This window comes from Nocardia mexicana NBRC 108244, assembly GCF_001613165.1.
GTDB classification, from domain to species: Bacteria; Actinomycetota; Actinomycetes; order Mycobacteriales; family Mycobacteriaceae; genus Nocardia; species Nocardia mexicana.
In genome coordinates this window covers 114,432-134,538 of sequence record NZ_BDBV01000056.1, presented here as the reverse complement: position 1 = coordinate 134,538, position 20,107 = coordinate 114,432, and the positions used below count along the sequence as shown (strand labels likewise).

Below are 20,107 nucleotides of genomic sequence, written 5' to 3'. Positions count from 1 at the left end.
CCAGGGAAGAGAGGCCGAACCCGATCGAACCGATCATCAACAGCCGCTTGCGCCCGAGCCGATCGGCCAGGTTCCCCATCACCACGAGCAGCCCAGCCAGCGCGAACGCATAGATGTCACCGATCCACAGGATCTGCGTCGACGACGGTTCGAGGTCAGCGGTCAGCGCGGGAATCGCCAGCGCAAGCACTGTGCCGTCAATCGCGAGCAGCAGCACCGCGAGCGTGAGCATCCCGAGCCCTGCCCACCGGCGCGACGAGCTGGGACCAGTGACATGAGAGGTCGCCATATCTCCACCCTACAGACCAAATGGTCGGCTAGGCAATCTCAATGGTTTCTTAACGAAGCAACTGCCGCACTGCGTGGGTGGAGTGGTCGATTACGCTGCAAGGAAGGATCACGAAAGACCTTGCGCCGCAGCATCGACCGTCGGCGACGACCACGGACCGTGCTGCGGCTCCCCGTCACGAAGTCGGGCCAGCCGCCCGACAACGGTCTCGAAACAACCGAGAGCGAGTCGACGCGAGAATCACTGCCGCCCAGACGAATACGGTGTGCCGCTGCGGGCTGGACAGGGCGACGTGGTCCGAGTGGCGATTCCGGCGGATCGACTCACAGCGCGTCGACGCGTACGCGGACCGCGGAGAATATGGTCGCGCAGGCCTCGACGAGCTCGGCCGGGCTCTGCTGCCTGCCGCCCATCAACCAGTCGACGAGCAGATGGTTGACCCCACCGGCCAGCACGACCGCCATCGACCGCAAGTGCGGCGTCACCGCCCTACCCCGCGACGCCGCCCACGTCGCCAGGATGATCTCCGTGAAATCGCCGAGCACCGCATGCCGACGCTGCTCCATCGCCTCGGACACACCGACGACCTCGATCAAATCCACCCGCGCTCGCCGGGGGCTGTCGGTGAGATAGCCGATGAATGCGGCCAGTCCCGCACGCGTGACGGCGTCGAGATCGGGCGCCGCCTCCTGCACCGCCGCCACCGTCACCGCGCGCATCTCCTCGGCGATTCCGGAGTACAGCGCGGCGAGGCAGTCCTCGCGATCGGCGAAGGATTCGTAGAAGTATCGCTCGGTCAGGCCCGCCTCCTGGCAGATCTGCTTCACCGGGCTGTTCGCATACCCCTTGGTACCGAACAACTCCAACGCCGCCGCCAATATGGCGGCCCGCCGCTGCTCGGTGCGCTCGGCGGGAGTGAGTCCGGCATACCTCCGGCCCGTCGGCGCCGTGCTGGAGTCCCGGTTCATCGGCCCTTTCCTTAGTCGCTACATCGTGTGATACTAGACGGCACATTTGACATGATCTCATGTCACGAGTGACGAAAGAATGCCCGACCTGCAATGACAGCACGTATCCGCGCGGCACGGTGGCGGCGATCGGCGACGCCTGCGGCATCGGCCGCACGATCCAGGAAACCCGCCCGACTTCCCGAAAGGGCTGTCCATGACCACCAGCGAAGCACTGGCCACGACACAGCCGATCTCAGCGGTCGACGGCCTCTACCTCATCGGCCCACGCCGGTACCGGCCCGAGGTCATACCGCGAAAGATATTGTGGGAGCAGCGATATCGCGCTGTACTCGAGGTCCGCGACGGCCAGCCTCCGGGCGAGGTCGCCGCCCGGCACGGGGTGACGCGGCAAACGGTGGCCAAGTGGGTCAAGCGGTACGACAGCGCCGGGCTGGACGGCTTGCGTGATCGGTCCCGGCGACCGCATCGCAGCCCGACCCGGATCGCCCCCGATGTCGAAGCCACGATTTGCGAGCTCCGCCGGCATCGCCGATGGAGTGCTCGGCGCATCCGCCACGAGCTCGACCACCGCGGTGTCGCACCGGTGCCGTCGCAGATCACCGTGCACCGGATCCTGGTCCGCAACGGGTTGATCCGCCACCGTCGCGACGACTTCGAGAACTCCCTCCGCCGATGAGCCCGCCGGCCCTGCCCGCCGGGCCCGTTCTGCGCGGCCGGCCGAGAAGTCGCGGTTCACGCGTGCCGGTAGGCGCGGGTAACGGTGTGGCGCAGCGTATCTCGCAGCCAGGTCGGCGCATCGCCACCACCGGGTCCGGTCTGGAGCCCTTCGGCGACCATGGCGTGCACGTCGTCGATCGGAATCCCGAGCCCCGCACATCGCGCCGCGGCATCCTCGAGCCATCTCAGGGTCACCCCGCCCGCCTCCTCGGCGGCGCCGACCAGAGTGAGCGCGAGGCGGAATCCCGCCGCCATCGCCGAATCGGATGCCGCCGCGGCCTCACCGCTACTCGACCGGCACAGATCCGGATCCGTGCACACGTGTACCACCTCCCGCTGCAGGCCAGCCCTGCTACCACGGTAAGCGTTACTGGTCAGTCGCCCATTCCGGCACCAGGGTTTTGTGCCGCATCACATCCCACTGTGCAGCTACTTCCATCCGGTCCCAGTCACTGTCGAGATTCCTAAACACCCACACCCCGCATTGTTACGTTAAATCCTCCCGTGGCCGGATGACACGGGCGCTGGAAAGGAGTCCCGATCATGACCGAGACCACCCGCACGGCCGAGCGACCGGTGCTGGCATCGGGAAGACCGGTCACCTCACCGCTGAGCGACGTCCGCAGCCTGTCCCGGAAGATGGTGGGGCACTTCGTCGATACCGTCGTGGCATGCCGGACCATGCCCACCGATGCCGTGTCCGGCGACTTCACCTCCGCCACCCGCCTCTGCCTGGAACTGGCGGTCGCGATGTACGAAGGCACCGACGTCCCCGAGAAGATCCGGCGCCTCGAAGACGCCGCCGCGGGATGGGCACGCGAAGGCATCCCGCTGGGCACCATCCACCGCGCCGTGCACGAGGGTTTCCGGCTCGGCACCGACCTCGTCTACGCCCACGCCACCCCCGCCGACCTGGACGGCGTCAAGCACACCGCCCGCCGTGTACTCGACGTCCTGGAAACCATCACCGTCGCCATCTCCGACGCCTACGTCAAAGAACAACGCGCCGCCGTCGCCGAACACCACCACGCCGTCCACACCCTCACCACCGCCCTGCTCTCCGGGCACCCCACCTCCACCATGGCCCGCGAATGCGGCATCGACATCGCCGACGCGTATCACGTACTGGCCCTGTCCATCCCTGCACACCCCGACGAACACAACCCCGCCCTGGACCGCGACATCGTCGCACGCCGCAAGCTCCGGCGCGTCCAGACCGCTCTGGCAACCCGCTGCGGGAACGGCGTGCTGTCGCTGCTGAGCGTCGACGGCGGCACAGTCCTCATCCCCACCACCACGATCGCCGACACCGACCTCGACGCCCTCGTCGACACCCTGTCGGCCGCCGCGCTGGTCCCCCTCACGGCCACCGTCGTCGACGCCGACCCCGAACAGGTCCCGCAAGCCGCCACCGAAGCCCACCAGCTGCTCGACACCGTGCAACACCTCCACACCCGCCCCGGCCTGCACCGCATGCACAACCTGGCCGCCGAATACCAAATCACCCGCCCCGGACCCGGCCGCGACGCCCTCGGCGCCCTGCTCGCCCCGCTCGGCAACCACCCCGAACTACTCCAAACGCTGCGCACCCACCTCGCCAACGACCTCAACCGGCAACGAACCGCCCGCGACCTCCACCTCCACACCAACACCGTCGACTACCGGCTCAAACGCATCAAACAACTCACCGGCTGCGACCCCACCAACCCCGTCGGCCAGTGGTATCTGCAATCCGCACTCGTCGCCCACACCTACACCAACCCGACCCACCGCCCCGCAAACACGCCACCCCCCACCCGGCGAACGGAGCCGATCCGTCCTCGATGACGACCGAACCAAGTTCGGCGAGAACGGTTTTCGCATGGCTCCGAATGGAGCGTCGGCGCCGGTCCTCAGTTCGACATTCCGAGAGGCAACCGTGGAGCTGGACGAGTTCATCACCACCAGCGAGTCCGTGATCGAGCGGCTCGTCGACTCACTCGGTGACGATCCGCTCCTGCGCCGCTACGCGGATTCGATCCTGGGCAACTCCGGAGCGGGCGAGTGGCAGATCGCGTTGGAGGATCTGGTCGCACTGCTGCGGCAGCACCGGATCCCGGTCACCGCCGCCGACGTGAACGACCTCGACGTCGTGTTCGGATACCTGTCGCGGTCGGCGAGTGCTGAGGTCAGCTCCCGGGCCAGGGCCTCGTTGGACAACGACGTGTCGAAGCTCGTCGTCACCTGATTGCCGAGGCGCCGGACCGCGGTATCTCGTCGCCGGTCGGCCCGCAGCTGCCAGCACCCGCCCGCGACTGTCGGCTGTAACCGGTTCTACGTTGGGCCGCAACGAATTTGCCGTGCACCGATCTCCGTCCGCGAGCAGCGAGATCGTTGTAGTGTGAGGTCTCGACCCGGCTGCGCGGTCCATTGGAAATGGGGGGAGGCTCATAGTGCCTGCGAAGATGCCCGAGCCGGAAGGTCAGTCGAGCAGTCGGGCACCGGATCGAGATCCACAGCCACCACCGCCCGTCGCGCCGAAGGTACCGTCGGATCAAGCACCACCGACGGCATCGGCGGACCCTCCGGAGATATCGAACTCGGGCGCACGAGAACGATCCACGAAGTCTGCTGCGGGCGACGTGTGGAATCGACGCAACGTGCTCATCGCCGGCACCGCGCTCGCTGCCACCATCGGCGGCACCTATTGGGCGATGCGGTCGGCTCTCGTGGCCGACAAGGCCGAGCAGCGAGAGCAGGACCGCCAAGACTGGGAACTTCCCGCGATGCAGGGATCGGCTGTCGCATTCAAGGTGTTGGGCGAGAAGGGGTTCGGCGGTGATTTGATGGCGCTCCCGAGCGACATCGAAATGCCGGACTGGTTCGGCCAGCTCCATGAATCCAAGAAACGACAGAACTGGGTCCTGGACAACGGCGGCGCCTGGGTCGATGGCATCGTATTCCGGCTGATGATCACAAACCTGCGGCGATCGATCGTCATCGAGTCGGCATCCGTCCGGTTCCTCCGCCGGAGCAGCCCACTGAACGGAACCGTCATCATGGGGACCGTCCAAGGCGGTTCCGGTGGCGAGATGAGCGAGATTCCCAGGGCAGGAGCCAATCTCGACAGTCAACGACCGGCACTGCGAGCGCTCGATACTGCCACCGGAACATTGGGTGACCCTTTCCCGACGAATCAGATCACGCTCAGCCCACAGGCCGTCCAAGCCATCGACGTGCGAATTGAATCGAAGCAACCCTGCACCGAATTCGAAATCCTACTGGAACTATTCGTCGACGGGCAGGAGCAGATCGATGTTCCCATACGCCCGAGTTCCCGGCCGTTCCGCATCACCGGGCGGTCGACCTCCTACGGAGCGGGGCTGCATGAAACCGGCCCGGACGACAAGGTATCGGCGGGTATGGCCCGCTTGGAACCGATAGATCCAACCAAGATTGTGAGCGGTCATGGGTAAGCCCGGAATGCGTGGGCTCGCACGAATCCTGGTGCCAACGCTCGCGGTGGGAGTCGTCGTCGGCGTCGTCATGGCCGTCCTGGTTGCCAACGGCGGCAACGAGCCGGGTGCAGGCGCACACGAAGGGTCGACCACGGGCGAGCCCGGCGACAGGTCGGCTGACGAGTCCCGCAGCGTGCAGTTCAGCGCGGCGTACATCGGTCCGCGGCTCGCCGTCGTCGATTCGGCGAACGACAGTACCGTCGACCAGAATGCGCGCTGCGCCGAAGTTTCCAACTCGCCCGCTCTAGCCGAAACAGTTGTCGCACGAAGCAACGAGTACTCCGTAGGATTCGAGATACGAGCTATCCGCCACGCCGTCGTGGACGTCAAAATCATCCTGTTCGACACCATCTCGAGCGAGAGCGTGGCCGGTGCCCGGAATATCGAGTGCAAGCCGGATTCCTTGCCTGGCTCGGCACCGCAGCGGCAGCCGCAACGCTGGAGAGCCACATTGTCCGATACCCCATCCGAGGGAATGGATTCCCCAGACGCGCTCCCGGATCCCCTCCCCGATGGTGTCGTACCAGGAGGGTTCAGCATCGTGCTCGCCCCTGGGGAGGTACAGCCGGTCGAGCTGCGTGCAAAACACCCCGGAACCAATGTGGTTCGTTGGAAGATCCGCCTGCTCGTCACCATCGACGGTGCGGATCAGGTGATCGAGCTGGATAACCGAGGAATACCCTTCGCCACCGTTGGGGAGGGCGTCGGCATCCGCTGAGCCGGACCGCGAATGAGCCATCGGCCACCCGGCCCCACATCGTCGAACCGGCCCAAAGCCACCGCCTTCACCAACTCGACCAGTGTGCTGCGGGCGGCGTCCACACCGGCCCGAACCGAAGGTGAGGTGCATTCGCGTACAATCATATCGCGGCGGAGCGAGGGCGAACGCTTGCGGCGCAACGGCATTCGCACACCAGACAAGTCACGCGAACTTCCTGCATCTCCCCCGGCCCGCACATTGCGGCAGCACTCGCGATGGAGGGCATCGCCGCCAGGTCGTATCGCGCCGGGAGCGCGCGGGTGACGGTCGTCAATAGCGCCGCGGCCGAAGCCATAGTGCACGCCTGCACCGCGCGTTTGCGAGGGGAGGCATGATGACGCGCACCATCACCGGAGCGGGCAAGATCAAGCGCGGTCGAACTCGCCGCCCTGCACATCGGCGGTGAAGGCATCCCACTCCGCAGGCGTGAAGATCAGCGCCGGGCCGGACTGGTTCTTGGAGTCCCGCACACCCACCATGCCCCCGTCCAGGTGCGCAACCTCCACGCAATCCTTCTGCGAGCCGCTGCGACTGGACTTGAACCACTTGGCCCCAGAAAGGTCGGTGCTCACGTGCTCACACTCCTTGCTACCGCCAACGTTTCGCGTGGCTAGGCCCGGTCGAACTCGCCATCCTGCACGCCAGCGGTGAAGGCATCCCACTCCGCAGGGCTGAAGATCAGCGCCGGGCCGGACTGGTTCTTGGAGTCCCGCACACCGACGTGGCCACCGTTCAGGTGGGCGACCTCGACGCACTCCCTTGTCGAGCTGCTGCGGCTGGACTTGAACCACTTTGCCCCGGATAGGTCGACGCTCACGCGGGATACTCCTCTGCTACATCCAGGATCAGTTGCCTGGTCTGATCCTTGCTCAACGCTACACGTGTGATGTCGCGGAGCGCATTTCGATATCGCTGCACATCAGCCTCTTGCTCCAGGAAGAGGTCGCCTGCGTACTCCTCGACATAGACAACAGGCGGTTCGGTGAGCTTGGACTGCGGAAGCGGCGGAAACTCCAACAGGATGAACGAACCCGACAGCAACCCGAGCGGGCTCGGCTCATCGAACCCCACTATGCGCAACGAAATGTTGGGCAACTCCAGCATGTTCAAGAGATGCTGCAACTGGTCAGCCATGACTACTGGCCCACCGATCTGATTGCGAATGACAGCCTCCGACATGATGACATCCACGTCCAGACGCTTGTCTTCGAGCAGCAGGGCCTGCCTTCGGGTTGCCCATTCAATGCGCTTCTCGATTTGCTCTGGTGGCGCACTTGGGGACTCGGCCCATGCCAGGGCCCGCCGATAAGCGGGTGTCTGAAGGAGCCCCAGCAGGCTTGTAACATTCCAAGCGGTTATACGGTTCGCTGCATCTTCCAGGCCCAAGTAATGATCGAAGTCGTAGTGAATCTCGTCTGCATAGCCGCGCCGCCAGCCACCCTTGTTTTTCTGCGCCTTCCGCACCTCATCGACCAACCCGATCATCATCCGACGTTCCGCATCGGTGGCTCCGAAAAGGTCGCACAACGCATTCATCTGCAGGCGCGTCACACGGGTCGACATCCCGTCTTCGGTGCGACTGATGGACTGGGGAGAGGTCTCCGCAGCTCGGCCCGCCTCGGCCAGCGTAAGACCGTTTGCTGTGCGCATTCGTCGCAGTTCGCGGCCCAAGGCTCGGCGCGCCAGGGTACTTCCGATCTCGCTCATTTCGTAAGCCTCGCTATCCAATAGTCCAGCAACTGAACGGATTCAAGCGGCGGTGTCCATATGACGGCATCCGTACAGAAGTATGGAGCGAACCAATCGAATTTGTCCGACTGGATGTTTCCAGCGCACCCCCGCTCGGAGTACTACTGGTCCTACCCCGGTAGCCGGGACGTACCACCCGCTCCGATCCGCCCCTTCGCGGCCAGGCCCCGGCTACCGGGCACACCATCCAACCTCCCCGAACCTGGAGCGCCCATGTACGGCCTTCCGATCACCGATCACCGCGAATTGCCTGTGATGACAACCGATTACGCGCACGTGATCATGCGCAGCCATATCGACTGCCCGACGCTGGCCTGCCCGGTCAAGCGGCAAGCGAAACGATGTCTGGTGGATGCCGGGCAGCTCGCCCCGGACTCGCACCGCGACCGCACGGCGATGGGGTACTGACATGCCGACCCCCGATCCCGTCCTGCACCGGTATCCCGCACACGCGATGTCACCGGCTCAGATGCATCACGAGATCAACGGCGGCCTGCACAGCGAGTGCACGTTGAACGCGTGTGAAATGTTGCGCGGCTGCTGGACTCTGCTGATCGACATGGGGCATCTCCACCCGACCGATCTACCCGAGGACTGCCCCGTCTGCGGCCCGCAGTACGCCGCGCCGGGGACGGCCCACTCCTGATACTCCAGCCGCAGTCGAGTCGCCAGCCCGTCATCCCGACATGTTTTCCAACCCGTCATCCCGGCATGTTCTTGGCCGGGATCCACACGTCGCTAATGGATTCCGGCCAAGAGCGTGCCGGAATGACGGGAAGTATCAAGGCCACCCGGCGCGTAACCGAGGCCAGACTTCGAATCGCAACTCACAGAAGGACTCTCCGGAGGAAATGGTGAACAGACTCGCGCATGTCTACACCCGGCTCGCGGGACACCGCTGCCACTTCCAGCTGCCCGACGACTACGACGCGTTCCGGGCCTGGATCGCCGAGCATCACGAAACAGCTATGGACGCACATGAATTCGACAGGCAGCACGACATCGTCAAGTGGTACCTCTCCCACATGTCGTTCGCCAATCAGCGAGACATGTTCCAGATCATCGTCTGGGCCGACCACACGGAATCACCCGTCACTGTCGAACATCACCGGTATCCCACCGGCCGTGAAGACAGCACACGGTGAACACCGGACTCGGTACGCTCGGACTGCCGAGCAAAGACCTGCTGCTGGCCGCGCTGCGGGGCATGCCGCACAGCCGTCACCCGATGCTGGAGGCCGCGAGCGAACTTGCGATCCTGCACCGGCACCGGCTACGCACTCCACCGGCAACGACTGGCGAGGTCGATCGGCAGCGAAGCCAATTGGTGCTGTCCATCGACCGATACGTGCTGTTCGTGACGCCGGTGCCGCACGACGACGCACCCCTGCACGCCGAAAGTATCGGCACCCTCGTGGACCACCTGGCCTGGCACTGCGTCGACGCCCACATCACCCACGCCGACGACACCGGCGCCCACGACGAGGCCGTGCTCCTGCTGAACACTCTCGCCGACGACTACGACACCTTGGCCGACAAGGTAACTCGCGGAATCCGCCGACTTCCGATCACCGTCCGACCCGACTCACACACCCGATACGGCTCCTGATCACCTGTGAGAAGGCGTAACCGGGGCAGGCGCTGATATCTTGCGGGCCATGTCTGCGCCCGATGACTCCGAACACGCCCGAGACGCCGGTCCGCCACGCCGTACCGCCGGGCGCATCACCGGCGGCATCGTCCTGGTCCTTGTTGCGATAGTCCTGTTGGTCGGCGGGATCCACGCGATCGTCGATCCCAGCGCTGTCGTTGCCGGTTCCTCGCGTTCCGCACGCAGCCCGGACACCGACGGCGAGGCACAGTTCAGCGGCCTGCTGCTGTGCTCGTTCGGGATCACGGTGCTGTGCTTCGCAATTGCGCTGTTCCAACGGAAGACACCCACGGCGGGCACCCCGACCGGCAACGAGGTGGGGTGATCCTCAGCGACGGCCGTGCGCTCGACCACTTACCAGTGCCGTCCGAGGCGTCGAGGTAAATCGCGACAAGGACCGAACCGATCCTGGTGTGAGATCCGCGCCGTCACGACGACCCCGAAACGAGAAACCTCCGACCCGAGGATCGGAGGTTATCTGTAACCGTGAGTTACATACACTGTGTCCGGAGTGGGACCCCGACACGGTACGCCTTCCTCCAGCAGGGCTGGAGGTGTTCATGCGGAACACGGTAGCCCTCGGCGTGGAGACGGTCAAACGGACAGCACGCGGGTCAAGCGGGTCGTTGGGCCTGCCTGTTGTGCGAGCGCCGCAATTGCACGACATTGGTTACCCCGGCCCAGGTCTTACGCGCTGTGATCAGTGCAGCGGTAGCGAAGAACAGCAGCACGACGAACTCGAAGCTTCCCCCATCGCAGCCCCTGCGACCGACGGCCCGTCGCTGCCGGTATCAGTCGGTGGCGCGTACCTCGTTCCGCGCCTGCGCGTTCAACGCCTTAGCCTGCTCCCCGCACAGTCGCGGGGGCAGACTGCGTGCCAGATCGGCCTCGGTGACGATCCCGATCAGCCGGTTGTCCTCGAGCACCGGCAGGCGGTGGATACGGTGCCGACGCATGACATCGAGCACATGGGCGACGGGGCTGTCCGCATCGGCGGTGACCAGCGGATCCGTCGCGACCGACCCGACCGCGGTCTGCTGCGGATTCAGACCCGCCGCAACACATTTCACGGCCAGGTCCCGGTCGGTGACGATTCCGATCGGCACCCCGAAACTGTCTTGCACGGGTAGCGCACCCACACCGAAATCGCGCATCCGCCGCGCCGCCTCGGCGACCGAAACGCCCTCAGCGACGGTGCGCACCCCGTGGTGCATGAGGTCGCGCGCGGTGTCGGCGACGATCTCGTTGTGCACCTCGACCACGCCGTCCACCACATCGGTGAGCGCGGTGACGATACCGATCGTGCCCCGCTGCTCGACCACTCCGCGCAGCGTGACCACCCCGTTGCGAACCTCGACGGTCGCCTCGGCGGGCGCGAGCCACACCGCCTTCTCCAGCACCTCGGTGCGGATCTCGTCGGCCAGTTCCGCATCCGAACGCAGATATACCGACAGCAGGTCCTTGCGGCTGACGATGCCGACCAGCACACCCCGATCGTCGACGACCGCGGCCCGTTTCACGCCGCCACGGGCCAGCACTGCCGCGGCGGCGGTCACCCGGGCATCGACATCGACGGTCACCGCCGGCGTGCTCATCAGATCCGCCGCGGTACGTGCGTCGCGCTTGCGCGCGAATTCCCTGCGCCGCAGCACGGACCAGGCGATCGCACGCCTTCCCCCGCCGAGGTAAGCCTGCCGATCCAGCAGGTCCGCCTCGCTGATCATGCCCACGACGTATCTCTTGCGATCCAGCACCGGAACCCCGCTCACATCGTGCTCGGCAAGCGTACGTATCACGTGTTTGAACGGGGTGTCCACCCGCACGCTCACCACGTCGCGGGTCATGACATCGGCGACCGTCTTGTGCAACATCATTCGTTCCTCCTGCGCATCACATCGAGCCTCGCCCATCCGGGTTGTGCTGCCCAGAGAAGAAGGTCGGCGGGGTGCCGGGTCGTGTGTCCCAGATCGGCGGGCCGGATCACGCAGAGCGGGCCACGCGAAGGATCCGCCCGCCGGCGAGCGGTGCGGATCACGGAAGAGGCAGGTCCCATCGACCGCGATACCGAGTGCGAAGGGCCCTGGCGCGATACCGATCGCCGGGCGAATCCTGAACCATAGGAACAGTTTTCGCACAACCGGGGGAACACGATGGAGTTCACCGAGAATGCTCGCCCACTGCTGACCACCGCTCGAATCAGCGGACCTACCAGCTCCCACATCGCCGATCTCTCGGTCGACGGCGCGACACCGATGCCGATGGTGTGCCTGTTGACCGCGACGGGCACGGTGGTGATACCGACCGCCGAGGACGATCCCGCGATCGACGACGGCACCGACCACGTCGTCCGGATCGCCGTTCACCCGACGCGCCCCGGCAACCGCGACGATCTCCCGCCTTTGCCACAGGACTGCTGGCTGTGGCAGCCGGGGTTCGACACCTCCGTGATCCGGTCGAGCGACGGCGACGGCGAACTGACCCACTTGATCGTCACCTCGATCCTGCCGCGCTCGGTGTCCGATAGCGCCCCGCGGCCGCGACGTGGGTATCCCCGCGGCCGACCCAGCCACGTGGCGACGACGATGATCGCTCTGTTCACCGGCTTCGTGGTCGGCTGGATGATCCTCCGGGCGATCACCTCGAGAGGGCGGCGCGGGCGGGACTTCGGTACGCCCCGCGAAGGCACTCGTGCCCTCCCCTCGCACAGAGCCGCCCTGTCTACTGGCAGCCATGTCGAATCGAAAGATCTACGAGAACCATTGCACCCTGACCCGCGGTGAGTTGGCAGCCGAGTTGCATCGGCTCGCGAGCCGCCTCGAAACCGGCCGCGATCTCGACTACGGCATCGACGAGACCGCGGTCGAGATCGCCGTGCCGCACCAGATCCACCGTGAACTGGAGATCAAGTCGACCAGCGACGGTGGAATGAAGTTCGAGATCGAGTTCCGGTGGATGCCCGAAGAACGCGTTCCCGCCGTCGTTCGGCGGTAGTCCGCCTACGGCTTCTCGGGATGTACGACCATCACCGGGCACTTCGCATGCTGCACAAGAGAATTCGAGGTAGAGCCCAGAAGCATTCCCAGGAATCCGCCGCGGCCGCGACTGCCGACCACCACCAACTGCGCCGACCCGGACCAATGCTGCAGCACCGTCACGGGATCGGAGAGGTACTTCCGCCGTGTCACTCGCACATCGGGATACTTCTCCGACCAACCGGCCATCCGTTCGGCCAGTATCGCGCGTTCCATCTCGCCCACGTCCGTCACGGGCACCGGCGGGTCGAGCTTGTCGGCCATCCATCCCAGGTCCAGGTCGCTCCAGACATGGACCGCGACCAACTCGGCGCCCCGCTCCGACGCCTCCTCGAACGCCGCACCGAGGGCCGCCCGCTGACCGGGCTGCCGTCGATTCCCACCACCACGGGTGCCGAGACGAGGTGGTGTACATCGGCCGGTGAATGCGCCATCGCGAACTCCCTTCGCGGACTGCGGAACTCGTCTCATGTGTCGAGTTGCCCCTCGAGCGTAGAGATCCACCGACGTGGACGCTGCTGCCGGAAGCCCCGCAGCTCACAGGCCCAAAGCCTTCCGCCGGCCACGCCGGGCGGATGTCGCGCCGGAACGACGATCGCCGCGGGGCATCACTGCTTCGGGAAACCCGTGATGAAGCCGACCACGATGATCACGCAGCTGGCGACCGCGATCAGCGGGATGAGCCACATTGCGTCCATGGGGATCCTTTCGGCTTCACCGTGCCGGACCTTCGTGTGCCGACAGGAATCGCGCTTCGGCGGACTGCTCCTGGGCGTGCAGTTCCTCGGCGGTGAGGACGTGGAGTCGGGGCCCGGAAACGTCAGGGCGTGAGGTCCGTTGTCCGACCAGTGCACGAGGAACGGCGGTCCACCGTCGGCGCCGCGCACCTCCTCGATCAGGCCGTGACGCACGGCTCCCCCGACCGCGCGGCCCACCACGACCAGCCAGTCTCCCGGTTTCGCTCGCATGACGGGCGCTCCTCATCGTGATCCAGTGTTGAATTGGATGGTCGTGACGCTGCGCCCACCCGGCCAGGGCCGTTGGTCCACGGCTTCGGTGCCGTCTGGCAGAACTCCGTGAAAGCCCTTACCCCGCGGCGTTTTTCATGCCACCCCAGACGTCGCCGCGATACTCCACAACGTCGCGGCCGTGCAGCGTCAGCCGCCGCCCGGGGCCGGGCACGATGGTGGCCAGCGCGCCCACACCGCGCTGCGGGAACCGCGACACAGCCAGGAACACCCCGGACACCAGCCCGAACGACAGGAGCCCGGCCAGCGACAGCAGCGGCCTCTCCGCCTCACCGCGCGAACGATGCCGGGCGATCCGGTCGTTGCGGGAGTGGGTCTCCCGCCCGCGGCCCTCACCGGTACCGCCCAACCATCGCGTGCTGTCGTCGCCGCATTCTCGGTACTCAGACCTCGGTGGCGCGTTCGCGGACGACGACGATCGGGCATTCCACCGACTGGACGAGCGCGGCACTGGTCGAGCCGAGCAGCATTCCCGCGAATCCGCCCCGGCCGTGGCTGCCGACGACGACCAACTGGGCATCCTCGGCTGCGCCCAGCAATGCCCGGACCGGCCTGTCGTGCACCAGGATTCGCCGCACGGAGACGTCCGGATACCGTTCGCTCCAGCCGACGAGGCTATCGGCCAGCACGACCTCCTCCGCGTCGCGTTCCCAGCCCTCCGTCACCACGACCGGGCCGGTCATATCGCTCCAGGCGTGCAATGCGACCAGGCCGACCTTGCGCCGGGACGCCTCCTCGAACGCGAACGCGACGGCCGGTTCGCTGTTGCGGGTGCCGTCCACACCGACCAGGACCGGTTTGCCGATCGAGACGGTATCGGTCGCCGACGTCGAATGCACGATGGCCACCGGGCAGTGGGCGTGCCGTATCAGCGCGGAGCTGACCGATCCGAGCAGTCCGCGCCGCAGCGATCCGAGCCCGCGGCTGCCGAGCACGAGCATCCGCGCCTCGCGCGACGTCGTGATCAGGTGCGGGATGACCGGGTCGAACACCACCTCGGTGCTGATCTCCGCCGTATCGCCGGAGGCCGCGTTGCGGGCGATCCGTTTCGCCTCGGTCAGCACTCGTTCGCCGTCGCGGCGCAGCAGCTCCACGTCCTTGTCGGTCACCAGCGGCGCCGGGCCGTATCCGGTCTGCAGGGCAGCCGAAGTGACCAGGTGCAACCGGCAGCCGTGCAGCGCGGCGTCGACGGCGGCCCAGGCCGCCGCGTGATACGACACCGCCGACCCGTCGACCGCCGCGATGATCGGCTTCTCCAATTCCCTTGCCCGCGACGCGGTTTGCTCAGTCATGCCGTGTCCTCACCCGGTAGCTTCGGCACTGGTTGTGCACAATGTGACGGCTGCCGCGCCGCCATCCTCGGCACGAATGTCGCATTCAGGATCCGCCATCCGCCGCCTCTCCGAGAGGGCCGAAGGTCACCGCACACCGGGCCGAGGGGCAGCGTCGGCCCACTGCCCGAGACCCATCGCGGGATCCGGGGCTTTCGTCCTCGGGACGCGGTGATGGTCGGCAGCATCCGACCGGGTGCGAGGGATCGCACGGTGAGGTCGGCCGCCCGGAACGGGCACCGCGAAAACGCCTGTCTCCCAGGACGACTCATGACCTATCACGACGATCCGCACCAACCGGCCATCGCCCCGGTGGTCGTCGGTGTCGACGGCTCACCGGACGCCGAGACCGCACTGCGGTGGGCAGCAGAGTTCGCCGAGCGGCGGGGCCGCCCGCTGCAGATCGCGCACGGCATGAACCCGGCCCGCATCGGCGCCTACGCGGTCACCGCCGCCCTCGCAGCCGACGCCGCCCGTACCCGCGGACGCGAAATCGTCTATCGGGCAGAGCATCTGGCAGGTCGGCGACCACGGCGTCCGCGGCGGGTATCTCCTGCTCCATAGCGTCCCCGGATCACCCGCGCGGACGGGGCGGGCAACCGTGACAGCGCCGAGATCGCTTGCGCGGCAAGGAGTTCCTGTCCCACCCCGACGCCGGTGTTCACCATGATCACCAACAGGATCACCGCCATATCGCTCCAGTCGCCGGCCGCCGGTTGAACAGCATGGCTGACCGCACCGTCAAGGCCGCATCGTTGCTGCCCGTCAACGTCTTTCGGACCGGTTACGTTGTCGGGTTCACCCGGATGCCCGAGTTCATCGCTCGCGCACCACGATGACCGGGCACTCGGCCGTGTGCAATACCGACGTACTCGTCGAGCCGAGCATCATACCGGCGAACCCGCCGCGACCGTGGCTTCCCACCACGACCAATTGGGCGCCTTCGGCGTACTCCAGGATCGATCGAAACGGCCTGTCGCACACCACGACCCGTTCAACGGGGACGTCGGGAAATCGTTCACCGAAACCGGCCAGGCTCTCAGCCAACTGGACTTCCTCGGATGTCCGGATCTCCTCCCAGCCGGGCACGGGCAGATCGTAACCCGTTATGTCACTCCAGGCATGGACCGCGATCAACGAGACCTTGCGGTGTGACGCTTCCTCGAACGCCATCTCGACCGCGGGCATGCTGTTGGCAGTGCCGTCCACGCCCACCACCACCGGTTTGCGCGCCGACACCGCATCGGCTTGGGAACTGCCGTGCACGACCGCGACCGGGCAGTGCGCGTGCCGGGTCAGCGCGGTGCTCACAGATCCGAGAACGGCGCGTCCGAGGGCGCCTCTGCCACGATCGCCGACCGCAACCATCCGCGCCACGCGGGAGCGATCGATCATTGTGGGGATGATCAGCTCGAAGGTGAGCTCCGTGGTGATCGAGATCGTGTCGCCCTGCACGGCGTCGTGCGCGATCCGGGTCGCCTCGGTCAGCACTCGCTGCGCGTCGTCGCGCACCCACTCCACCTCCCGCTCGCCCAGCCCACCTCCGAATCCGTACCCGGCCGGCAGCGCGCAGGACGTGACGATGTGCAGCGGGCAGCACCGCAGTTCGGCGTCGATCGCGGCCCACGCGACCGCCTGATACGAAATGGCCGAGCCGTCCACGGCCGTCACGATCGGCGGGTTGCTCGGATCGAAGGCGGGTGTAGCAGATTCGGCCATGATGCCTCCCTTGTCGGTGTCGGTTCGAGCATCCCGTCCGCCGGTGCACCCGCCCAGAGAACAAGGTCGTCCGGTGGGTGGACCTGCGGCCTTCGAACCCTCGGTCGCCGACCGGCGCCATCGGCCTCGGCGCCACCGTCGAGGACCGAATTCCCTTCGCCAGCCCGGTATTCGGCGCCGTCGCGCTCGTGCTGATCGTGGGTATCCCGATGACGGTGACTGCTCTGCTCGCAGCCCGTCGTGATCCGCGCGGGCCGGCGGTGGCCATGAACGGCGGTGCCCTGCTCGTCGGCTGGATCATCGTGCAGATCTACACGATCGAGGTGTTCAGCTGGCTGCAGCCGGTCTGTGTGGTGGCGGGACTCATCGTGATTTCCCGGCCATGACAGTGCCGGCCGAGACGCCGCGCCCATCGGCGGCGCGCCGGTTCACCCCACGATCACGGCGGTGACGGCGAAATACACCAGAATCGACAGCAGATCCTGCACGACGGTCGCCAGTGGACCCGACCCGAACGCCGGATCGACTTTCATCTTCGCCATCGACCACGGCAGCGCCATCGCCACCATCCCCGCCACGGAGCAGGCGGCGAGCAGCGATACCGACACCGCCAGCGATACCTCCTGATTACCCCAGAACAGCAGTGTCAGAGGATAGGCCACGATCGCGATCAGCAGTCCGATCAGTGCCCCGGTCACCGCTTCGCGGTACACGATTCGACGGATCCCCACTCCGACGGACAAACCGCGAATCACCAGCGCCTCGGTCTGAGTACCGACCGCGTCGGCGAGGTAGACGATCCCGGGGACGAAGAATGCGACCAGCACCTCGCGCTCCAGCTGGGCGTGGAAGGCGTCGACGACGGCCGCCGCAACGATCGCGCCGATGAGCCCTACCAGCAGCCACGGCAGCCGGTGCCACAGCCGCCGCCCCACCGGTTCCTCGGTCGCGGTCCGGGCGCTCGCCGTGGACGACAGGTAACCCGACAACCTCGCCACATCCTCGTCGTGTTCCTGCAGCAGCACCGACAGCAATCGCTGCGGCGGGATCACGCCGAGCCAGCGTCCCTCGCCGTCCACCACCGCGAGGCCGGGTTCGTTGTGCCGCAACGCCTCCCACACCGCCTCCTCCTGATCCCGGTGCCCGGCCACGGTCGGCGGATGCGCATCCATGATGTCCCCGATCGTGGCGTCCCCCGGGGCCGCCAGCAGGTTCTCGATCGTGATCAGCCCGGCCAGGCGGCCGCCGTCGCACACCGCAACCACGGCGGCACTGCTGAACCGACGGTCGCGGATCCGGGCGAAGACGTCGTCGACCCGTTCCCCGGGAGCCGCGATCGGCACATCGCGAGTCGCGTGCGCCGCCGCCGTCTCGAGGATTTCGGCGGTCGGAAGAACTGATTCCACCTGCGCACGCTATCTCCGGCCGCCGCGACGCACCAGGGCCTGAGTTCCCGACATGCCGGAACTCCCCAGGGTCCCATCGCGCTTCACGTCGGAACCGACCCCCGCCGCCCTCTCCGACATGTGTCGACCAGGCCGCCGGGCCGTATCGTGCGGCCGCTTGTCACCGGCACGGGGAGAGCCGCCCGTACCGACGATTTCCGCAGACCGAGTATCGGGTCCATCGGCCCCCGCGGCCGAGCCCAAGTCCCCTGGACCGCGCCCGGTGTCCGCTGCGACAGTTCGGGTATGAACGCGGTCACAGACGGCCGGGCCACCGGGCCGGGCGGCCCACCATGACCGGCGGCGCCAGGGTGGGATACCGGGCGCGGCTGACCCGCATGTCCCAGATCGCCGCGGTCCTGTGGACCAACGAAACCGACTGGCTCACAGATGCTTTCGGGGTGCGCGAGTGCGGATCGCTGCGCTGCCGCATGCACTGCGCGGCCGGGCTCTCCCAGTGCGAACATCACATGGCACTGGATCGTCCGCTGCCGCAACGTATCCGGGAAGTACTGGAGCAGCTGGGCCCCACCTTCGTCAAAGCCGGACAGATGCTGGCGCTGCGGCCGGACTACCTGCCGCTGCCGTATGCGCAGGCGCTGCAGCGGCTGCACGCGCAGGCGCTCCCGTTCGACGCCGCGACCGCGCGCGCCACGGTCGAGGCGGAGCTGGGTGTCCCCCTCGGCCGGGCATTCGCCGAGTTCGAGCCGCAGCCGTTCGCCGCGGCCTCCCTCTCACAAGTGCACCGGGCACAGCTGCCCGGCGGCCGGTTGGTGGCCGTCAAGGTCCAGCGGCCGGAGGTGGCCGAGCTGATCGCCCGCGACCTCGCCCTGCTGCGCTGGATCGCCGGACAGGTGGAGCGTCACCGGCCCGGCACACTGGCGTTCCGCCCTACCGATGCGGTGGACGAACTGGGCACCTACGCCACCCGCGAACTCGACTTCCGCCGCGAGGCAACCGTGTCCGAACAGGTCAGGCGCAATGCGGCACATGACAAACGGCTCGTGGTGCCACGGGTGCACCGCGATCTCAGCACGGCCCGGGTGCTCACCACCGATCTCATCGAAGGTTCCGAACCCGCCCCGGCCGAACAACTCGCCGAGGCGGGGATCAACGCGGACAAGGTGCTCGCGGCGGGGGCGAGCTGGATGGTGCGGCAGCTGTTCACCGACGGCCTGTTTCACGCCGACCCGCATCCGGGCAATATCCTGCTGCTGCCCGACAACCGGGTGTGCCTGCTCGACTTCGGCATGTTCGGCCGTCTCGACCGTCGTCAGCGCCGCCGCATGGGCATGATGCTTCTCGCACTGATCAGCGGCGACTACAACGCGGTGGGAAACCAGCTGCTGCGGCTGTGCACGTTGCGCCCGGGCGCGGATCCACACGGATTCCACGATGCCGTAGCCGAATTGGTGGAGGACTGGTACGAGGCGGAATCCGGGATGACGGCGGCCCAGTTGCTCCTGCGCGACCTCGGACTCGGCGGCGCGTTCGGCATCGTGTTCCCCCGCGAACTGATGCTGCTGTGCCGAGCGCTGGTCACCCTCGAGTCCACCGCGCGGGTGGTGCGGCCGGAATTGGATCTGTCGACGCTGTTCCGCCCACTGCTGCCGCAGCTGTTGTTCGCCCTGCTGCCGACCCCCGGGAATCTCATCGCGACCTGGTCCGAGCAGCGCCTGGACTATCTCGCGCTGGCTCTCGATCTGCCCGATATGGTGCTCGATCTGGCAGGTACGGTACTGCACAGGGGAATCGAAGAGCTGCCCACGGCGATCACCTTGCCCACACCGAGGAACTGGCTGGAACCCGTCGCCACCTTCGCCGCCGGTGAATGGTTGGTTCGCCAACTCCGCGCCACAATCCCGAAGTGATTGCGTGCCGGAGTGGCCGGCGGCGGCGATCCGCGTCAGGGTTCGCC

The 20,107-nt window shown here is 66.7% G+C and carries 27 protein-coding genes and 1 pseudogene; 15 read left to right on the top strand and 13 right to left on the bottom strand.

Annotated features, from left to right (window positions below; all coding sequences use genetic code 11):
* On the bottom strand, nt 1–289 hold a 289-nt coding region (locus NM1_RS23540), incomplete at its 3' end, for an MFS transporter (protein WP_157123990.1).
* Between the two features lie 323 nt (nt 290–612).
* On the bottom strand, nt 613–1,257 hold the full coding sequence (locus NM1_RS23535) for a TetR/AcrR family transcriptional regulator (RefSeq protein WP_068023624.1): 645 nt from the start codon (nt 1,255–1,257) through the stop codon (nt 613–615).
* A gap of 196 nt (nt 1,258–1,453) precedes the next feature.
* On the opposite strand from NM1_RS23535, the gene NM1_RS23530 reads away from it, so the two are divergent.
* Entirely contained in the window at nt 1,454–1,936 is a 483-nt protein-coding gene (locus tag NM1_RS23530; protein WP_068023619.1) for a helix-turn-helix domain-containing protein, read from the top strand.
* A gap of 56 nt (nt 1,937–1,992) precedes the next feature.
* On the opposite strand, the gene NM1_RS23525 is transcribed toward NM1_RS23530, so the two are convergent.
* Nucleotides 1,993–2,298: a hypothetical protein gene (locus tag NM1_RS23525; protein ID WP_147288990.1), complete on the bottom strand. Its 306-nt coding sequence runs from the start codon at nt 2,296–2,298 to the stop codon at nt 1,993–1,995.
* A 222-nt stretch (nt 2,299–2,520) separates the two neighbouring features.
* On the opposite strand from NM1_RS23525, the gene NM1_RS23520 reads away from it, so the two are divergent.
* The 4 genes from NM1_RS23520 (at nt 2,521) to NM1_RS23505 (ending at nt 6,192) form a co-directional block, all read left to right on the top strand.
* A complete protein-coding gene (locus NM1_RS23520) occupies nt 2,521–3,804 on the top strand; it encodes a PucR family transcriptional regulator (RefSeq protein ID WP_068023614.1) in 1,284 nt (427 codons plus the stop codon).
* Nucleotides 3,805–3,838: 34 nt separating this feature from the next.
* Nucleotides 3,839–4,204 carry a DUF6189 family protein gene (locus NM1_RS23515; RefSeq protein WP_147288989.1) on the top strand — a complete coding sequence of 122 codons (366 nt, stop codon included), beginning with the start codon at nt 3,839–3,841 and terminating at the stop codon, nt 4,202–4,204.
* A 412-nt stretch (nt 4,205–4,616) separates the two neighbouring features.
* Nucleotides 4,617–5,432, top strand: a complete 816-nt coding sequence (locus NM1_RS23510) for a hypothetical protein (protein WP_147288988.1) — start codon at nt 4,617–4,619, stop codon at nt 5,430–5,432.
* Nucleotides 5,425–6,192, top strand: coding sequence for a hypothetical protein (locus NM1_RS23505; RefSeq protein ID WP_068023592.1), 768 nt, complete (start codon nt 5,425–5,427; stop codon nt 6,190–6,192). The genes NM1_RS23510 and NM1_RS23505 overlap by 8 nt, the downstream gene beginning before the upstream one ends.
* 407 nt (nt 6,193–6,599) lie before the next feature.
* Here the strand turns inward: NM1_RS23505 and NM1_RS23500 are convergent, their stop codons facing one another.
* The 3 genes from NM1_RS23500 to NM1_RS23490 are packed head-to-tail and all read right to left on the bottom strand — an operon-like array spanning nt 6,600 to nt 7,941.
* Nucleotides 6,600–6,806 (bottom strand): DUF397 domain-containing protein, encoded by a 207-nt coding sequence (locus tag NM1_RS23500; RefSeq protein ID WP_068023588.1) that lies wholly within the window; start codon nt 6,804–6,806, stop codon nt 6,600–6,602.
* Between the two features lie 38 nt (nt 6,807–6,844).
* Nucleotides 6,845–7,051, bottom strand: a complete 207-nt coding sequence (locus tag NM1_RS23495; RefSeq protein WP_068023587.1) for a DUF397 domain-containing protein — start codon at nt 7,049–7,051, stop codon at nt 6,845–6,847.
* The gene (locus NM1_RS23490) at nt 7,048–7,941 is read right to left on the bottom strand and encodes a helix-turn-helix domain-containing protein (RefSeq protein ID WP_068023585.1); all 894 of its coding nucleotides are present in this window, start codon (nt 7,939–7,941) and stop codon (nt 7,048–7,050) included. The genes NM1_RS23495 and NM1_RS23490 overlap by 4 nt, the downstream gene beginning before the upstream one ends.
* Nucleotides 7,942–8,196: 255 nt before the next feature.
* Between NM1_RS23490 and NM1_RS23485 the strand changes: the two genes are divergently transcribed.
* The 5 genes from NM1_RS23485 to NM1_RS23465 all read left to right on the top strand — a co-directional run bounded on the left by NM1_RS23485 (nt 8,197) and on the right by NM1_RS23465 (nt 9,959).
* Nucleotides 8,197–8,391 (top strand): hypothetical protein, encoded by a 195-nt coding sequence (locus tag NM1_RS23485; RefSeq protein ID WP_068023583.1) that lies wholly within the window; start codon nt 8,197–8,199, stop codon nt 8,389–8,391.
* A gap of 1 nt (nt 8,392) precedes the next feature.
* Nucleotides 8,393–8,629 carry a hypothetical protein gene (locus NM1_RS23480; RefSeq protein ID WP_068023581.1) on the top strand — a complete coding sequence of 79 codons (237 nt, stop codon included), beginning with the start codon at nt 8,393–8,395 and terminating at the stop codon, nt 8,627–8,629.
* Nucleotides 8,630–8,834: 205 nt separating this feature from the next.
* Nucleotides 8,835–9,128 (top strand): hypothetical protein, encoded by a 294-nt coding sequence (locus NM1_RS23475; RefSeq protein WP_068023578.1) that lies wholly within the window; start codon nt 8,835–8,837, stop codon nt 9,126–9,128.
* Nucleotides 9,125–9,592: a hypothetical protein gene (locus NM1_RS23470; RefSeq protein ID WP_068023575.1), complete on the top strand. Its 468-nt coding sequence runs from the start codon at nt 9,125–9,127 to the stop codon at nt 9,590–9,592. Before NM1_RS23475 ends, NM1_RS23470 begins: the two co-directional genes overlap by 4 nt.
* A 49-nt stretch (nt 9,593–9,641) precedes the next feature.
* Nucleotides 9,642–9,959 carry a hypothetical protein gene (locus NM1_RS23465; protein WP_068023573.1) on the top strand — a complete coding sequence of 106 codons (318 nt, stop codon included), beginning with the start codon at nt 9,642–9,644 and terminating at the stop codon, nt 9,957–9,959.
* A 466-nt stretch (nt 9,960–10,425) separates the two neighbouring features.
* Here the strand turns inward: NM1_RS23465 and NM1_RS43095 are convergent, their stop codons facing one another.
* Nucleotides 10,426–11,508 (bottom strand): CBS domain-containing protein, encoded by a 1,083-nt coding sequence (locus tag NM1_RS43095; protein WP_068023571.1) that lies wholly within the window; start codon nt 11,506–11,508, stop codon nt 10,426–10,428.
* A gap of 276 nt (nt 11,509–11,784) precedes the next feature.
* Here NM1_RS43095 and NM1_RS43090 point away from each other — a divergent pair, with 276 nt between their 5' ends.
* Both NM1_RS43090 and NM1_RS23450 read left to right on the top strand, forming a co-directional pair.
* Nucleotides 11,785–12,414 (top strand): hypothetical protein, encoded by a 630-nt coding sequence (locus NM1_RS43090; protein ID WP_068023567.1) that lies wholly within the window; start codon nt 11,785–11,787, stop codon nt 12,412–12,414.
* A complete protein-coding gene (locus NM1_RS23450) occupies nt 12,365–12,625 on the top strand; it encodes an amphi-Trp domain-containing protein (RefSeq protein ID WP_084519949.1) in 261 nt (86 codons plus the stop codon). Before NM1_RS43090 ends, NM1_RS23450 begins: the two co-directional genes overlap by 50 nt.
* A gap of 5 nt (nt 12,626–12,630) precedes the next feature.
* Here NM1_RS23450 and NM1_RS23445 read toward each other — a convergent pair.
* The 4 genes and pseudogenes from NM1_RS23445 to NM1_RS23430 form a co-directional block, all read right to left on the bottom strand.
* A pseudogene (locus NM1_RS23445) lies at nt 12,631–13,058 on the bottom strand (universal stress protein); the annotation flags it as partial.
* 216 nt (nt 13,059–13,274) lie between these two features.
* Nucleotides 13,275–13,634, bottom strand: a complete 360-nt coding sequence (locus tag NM1_RS23440) for a DUF1918 domain-containing protein (protein WP_084519948.1) — start codon at nt 13,632–13,634, stop codon at nt 13,275–13,277.
* Nucleotides 13,635–13,752: 118 nt separating this feature from the next.
* Nucleotides 13,753–14,043 (bottom strand): hypothetical protein, encoded by a 291-nt coding sequence (locus tag NM1_RS23435; RefSeq protein WP_068023547.1) that lies wholly within the window; start codon nt 14,041–14,043, stop codon nt 13,753–13,755.
* A gap of 34 nt (nt 14,044–14,077) precedes the next feature.
* Nucleotides 14,078–14,986: a universal stress protein gene (locus NM1_RS23430; protein ID WP_068023542.1), complete on the bottom strand. Its 909-nt coding sequence runs from the start codon at nt 14,984–14,986 to the stop codon at nt 14,078–14,080.
* Nucleotides 14,987–15,295: 309 nt separating this feature from the next.
* On the opposite strand from NM1_RS23430, the gene NM1_RS23425 reads away from it, so the two are divergent.
* Nucleotides 15,296–15,589 carry a universal stress protein gene (locus tag NM1_RS23425; RefSeq protein WP_068023539.1) on the top strand — a complete coding sequence of 98 codons (294 nt, stop codon included), beginning with the start codon at nt 15,296–15,298 and terminating at the stop codon, nt 15,587–15,589.
* A 252-nt stretch (nt 15,590–15,841) separates the two neighbouring features.
* Here the strand turns inward: NM1_RS23425 and NM1_RS23420 are convergent, their stop codons facing one another.
* A complete protein-coding gene (locus NM1_RS23420) occupies nt 15,842–16,744 on the bottom strand; it encodes a universal stress protein (protein ID WP_068023536.1) in 903 nt (300 codons plus the stop codon).
* A 77-nt stretch (nt 16,745–16,821) separates the two neighbouring features.
* On the opposite strand from NM1_RS23420, the gene NM1_RS23415 reads away from it, so the two are divergent.
* The gene (locus NM1_RS23415) at nt 16,822–17,130 is read left to right on the top strand and encodes a hypothetical protein (RefSeq protein WP_068023532.1); all 309 of its coding nucleotides are present in this window, start codon (nt 16,822–16,824) and stop codon (nt 17,128–17,130) included.
* Between the two features lie 42 nt (nt 17,131–17,172).
* On the opposite strand, the gene NM1_RS23410 is transcribed toward NM1_RS23415, so the two are convergent.
* Nucleotides 17,173–18,150: a magnesium transporter gene (locus NM1_RS23410; RefSeq protein WP_068023530.1), complete on the bottom strand. Its 978-nt coding sequence runs from the start codon at nt 18,148–18,150 to the stop codon at nt 17,173–17,175.
* 332 nt (nt 18,151–18,482) lie between these two features.
* On the opposite strand from NM1_RS23410, the gene NM1_RS23405 reads away from it, so the two are divergent.
* On the top strand, nt 18,483–20,060 hold the full coding sequence (locus NM1_RS23405) for an ABC1 kinase family protein (protein ID WP_068023525.1): 1,578 nt from the start codon (nt 18,483–18,485) through the stop codon (nt 20,058–20,060).
* Nucleotides 20,061–20,107 lie beyond the last annotated feature (47 nt).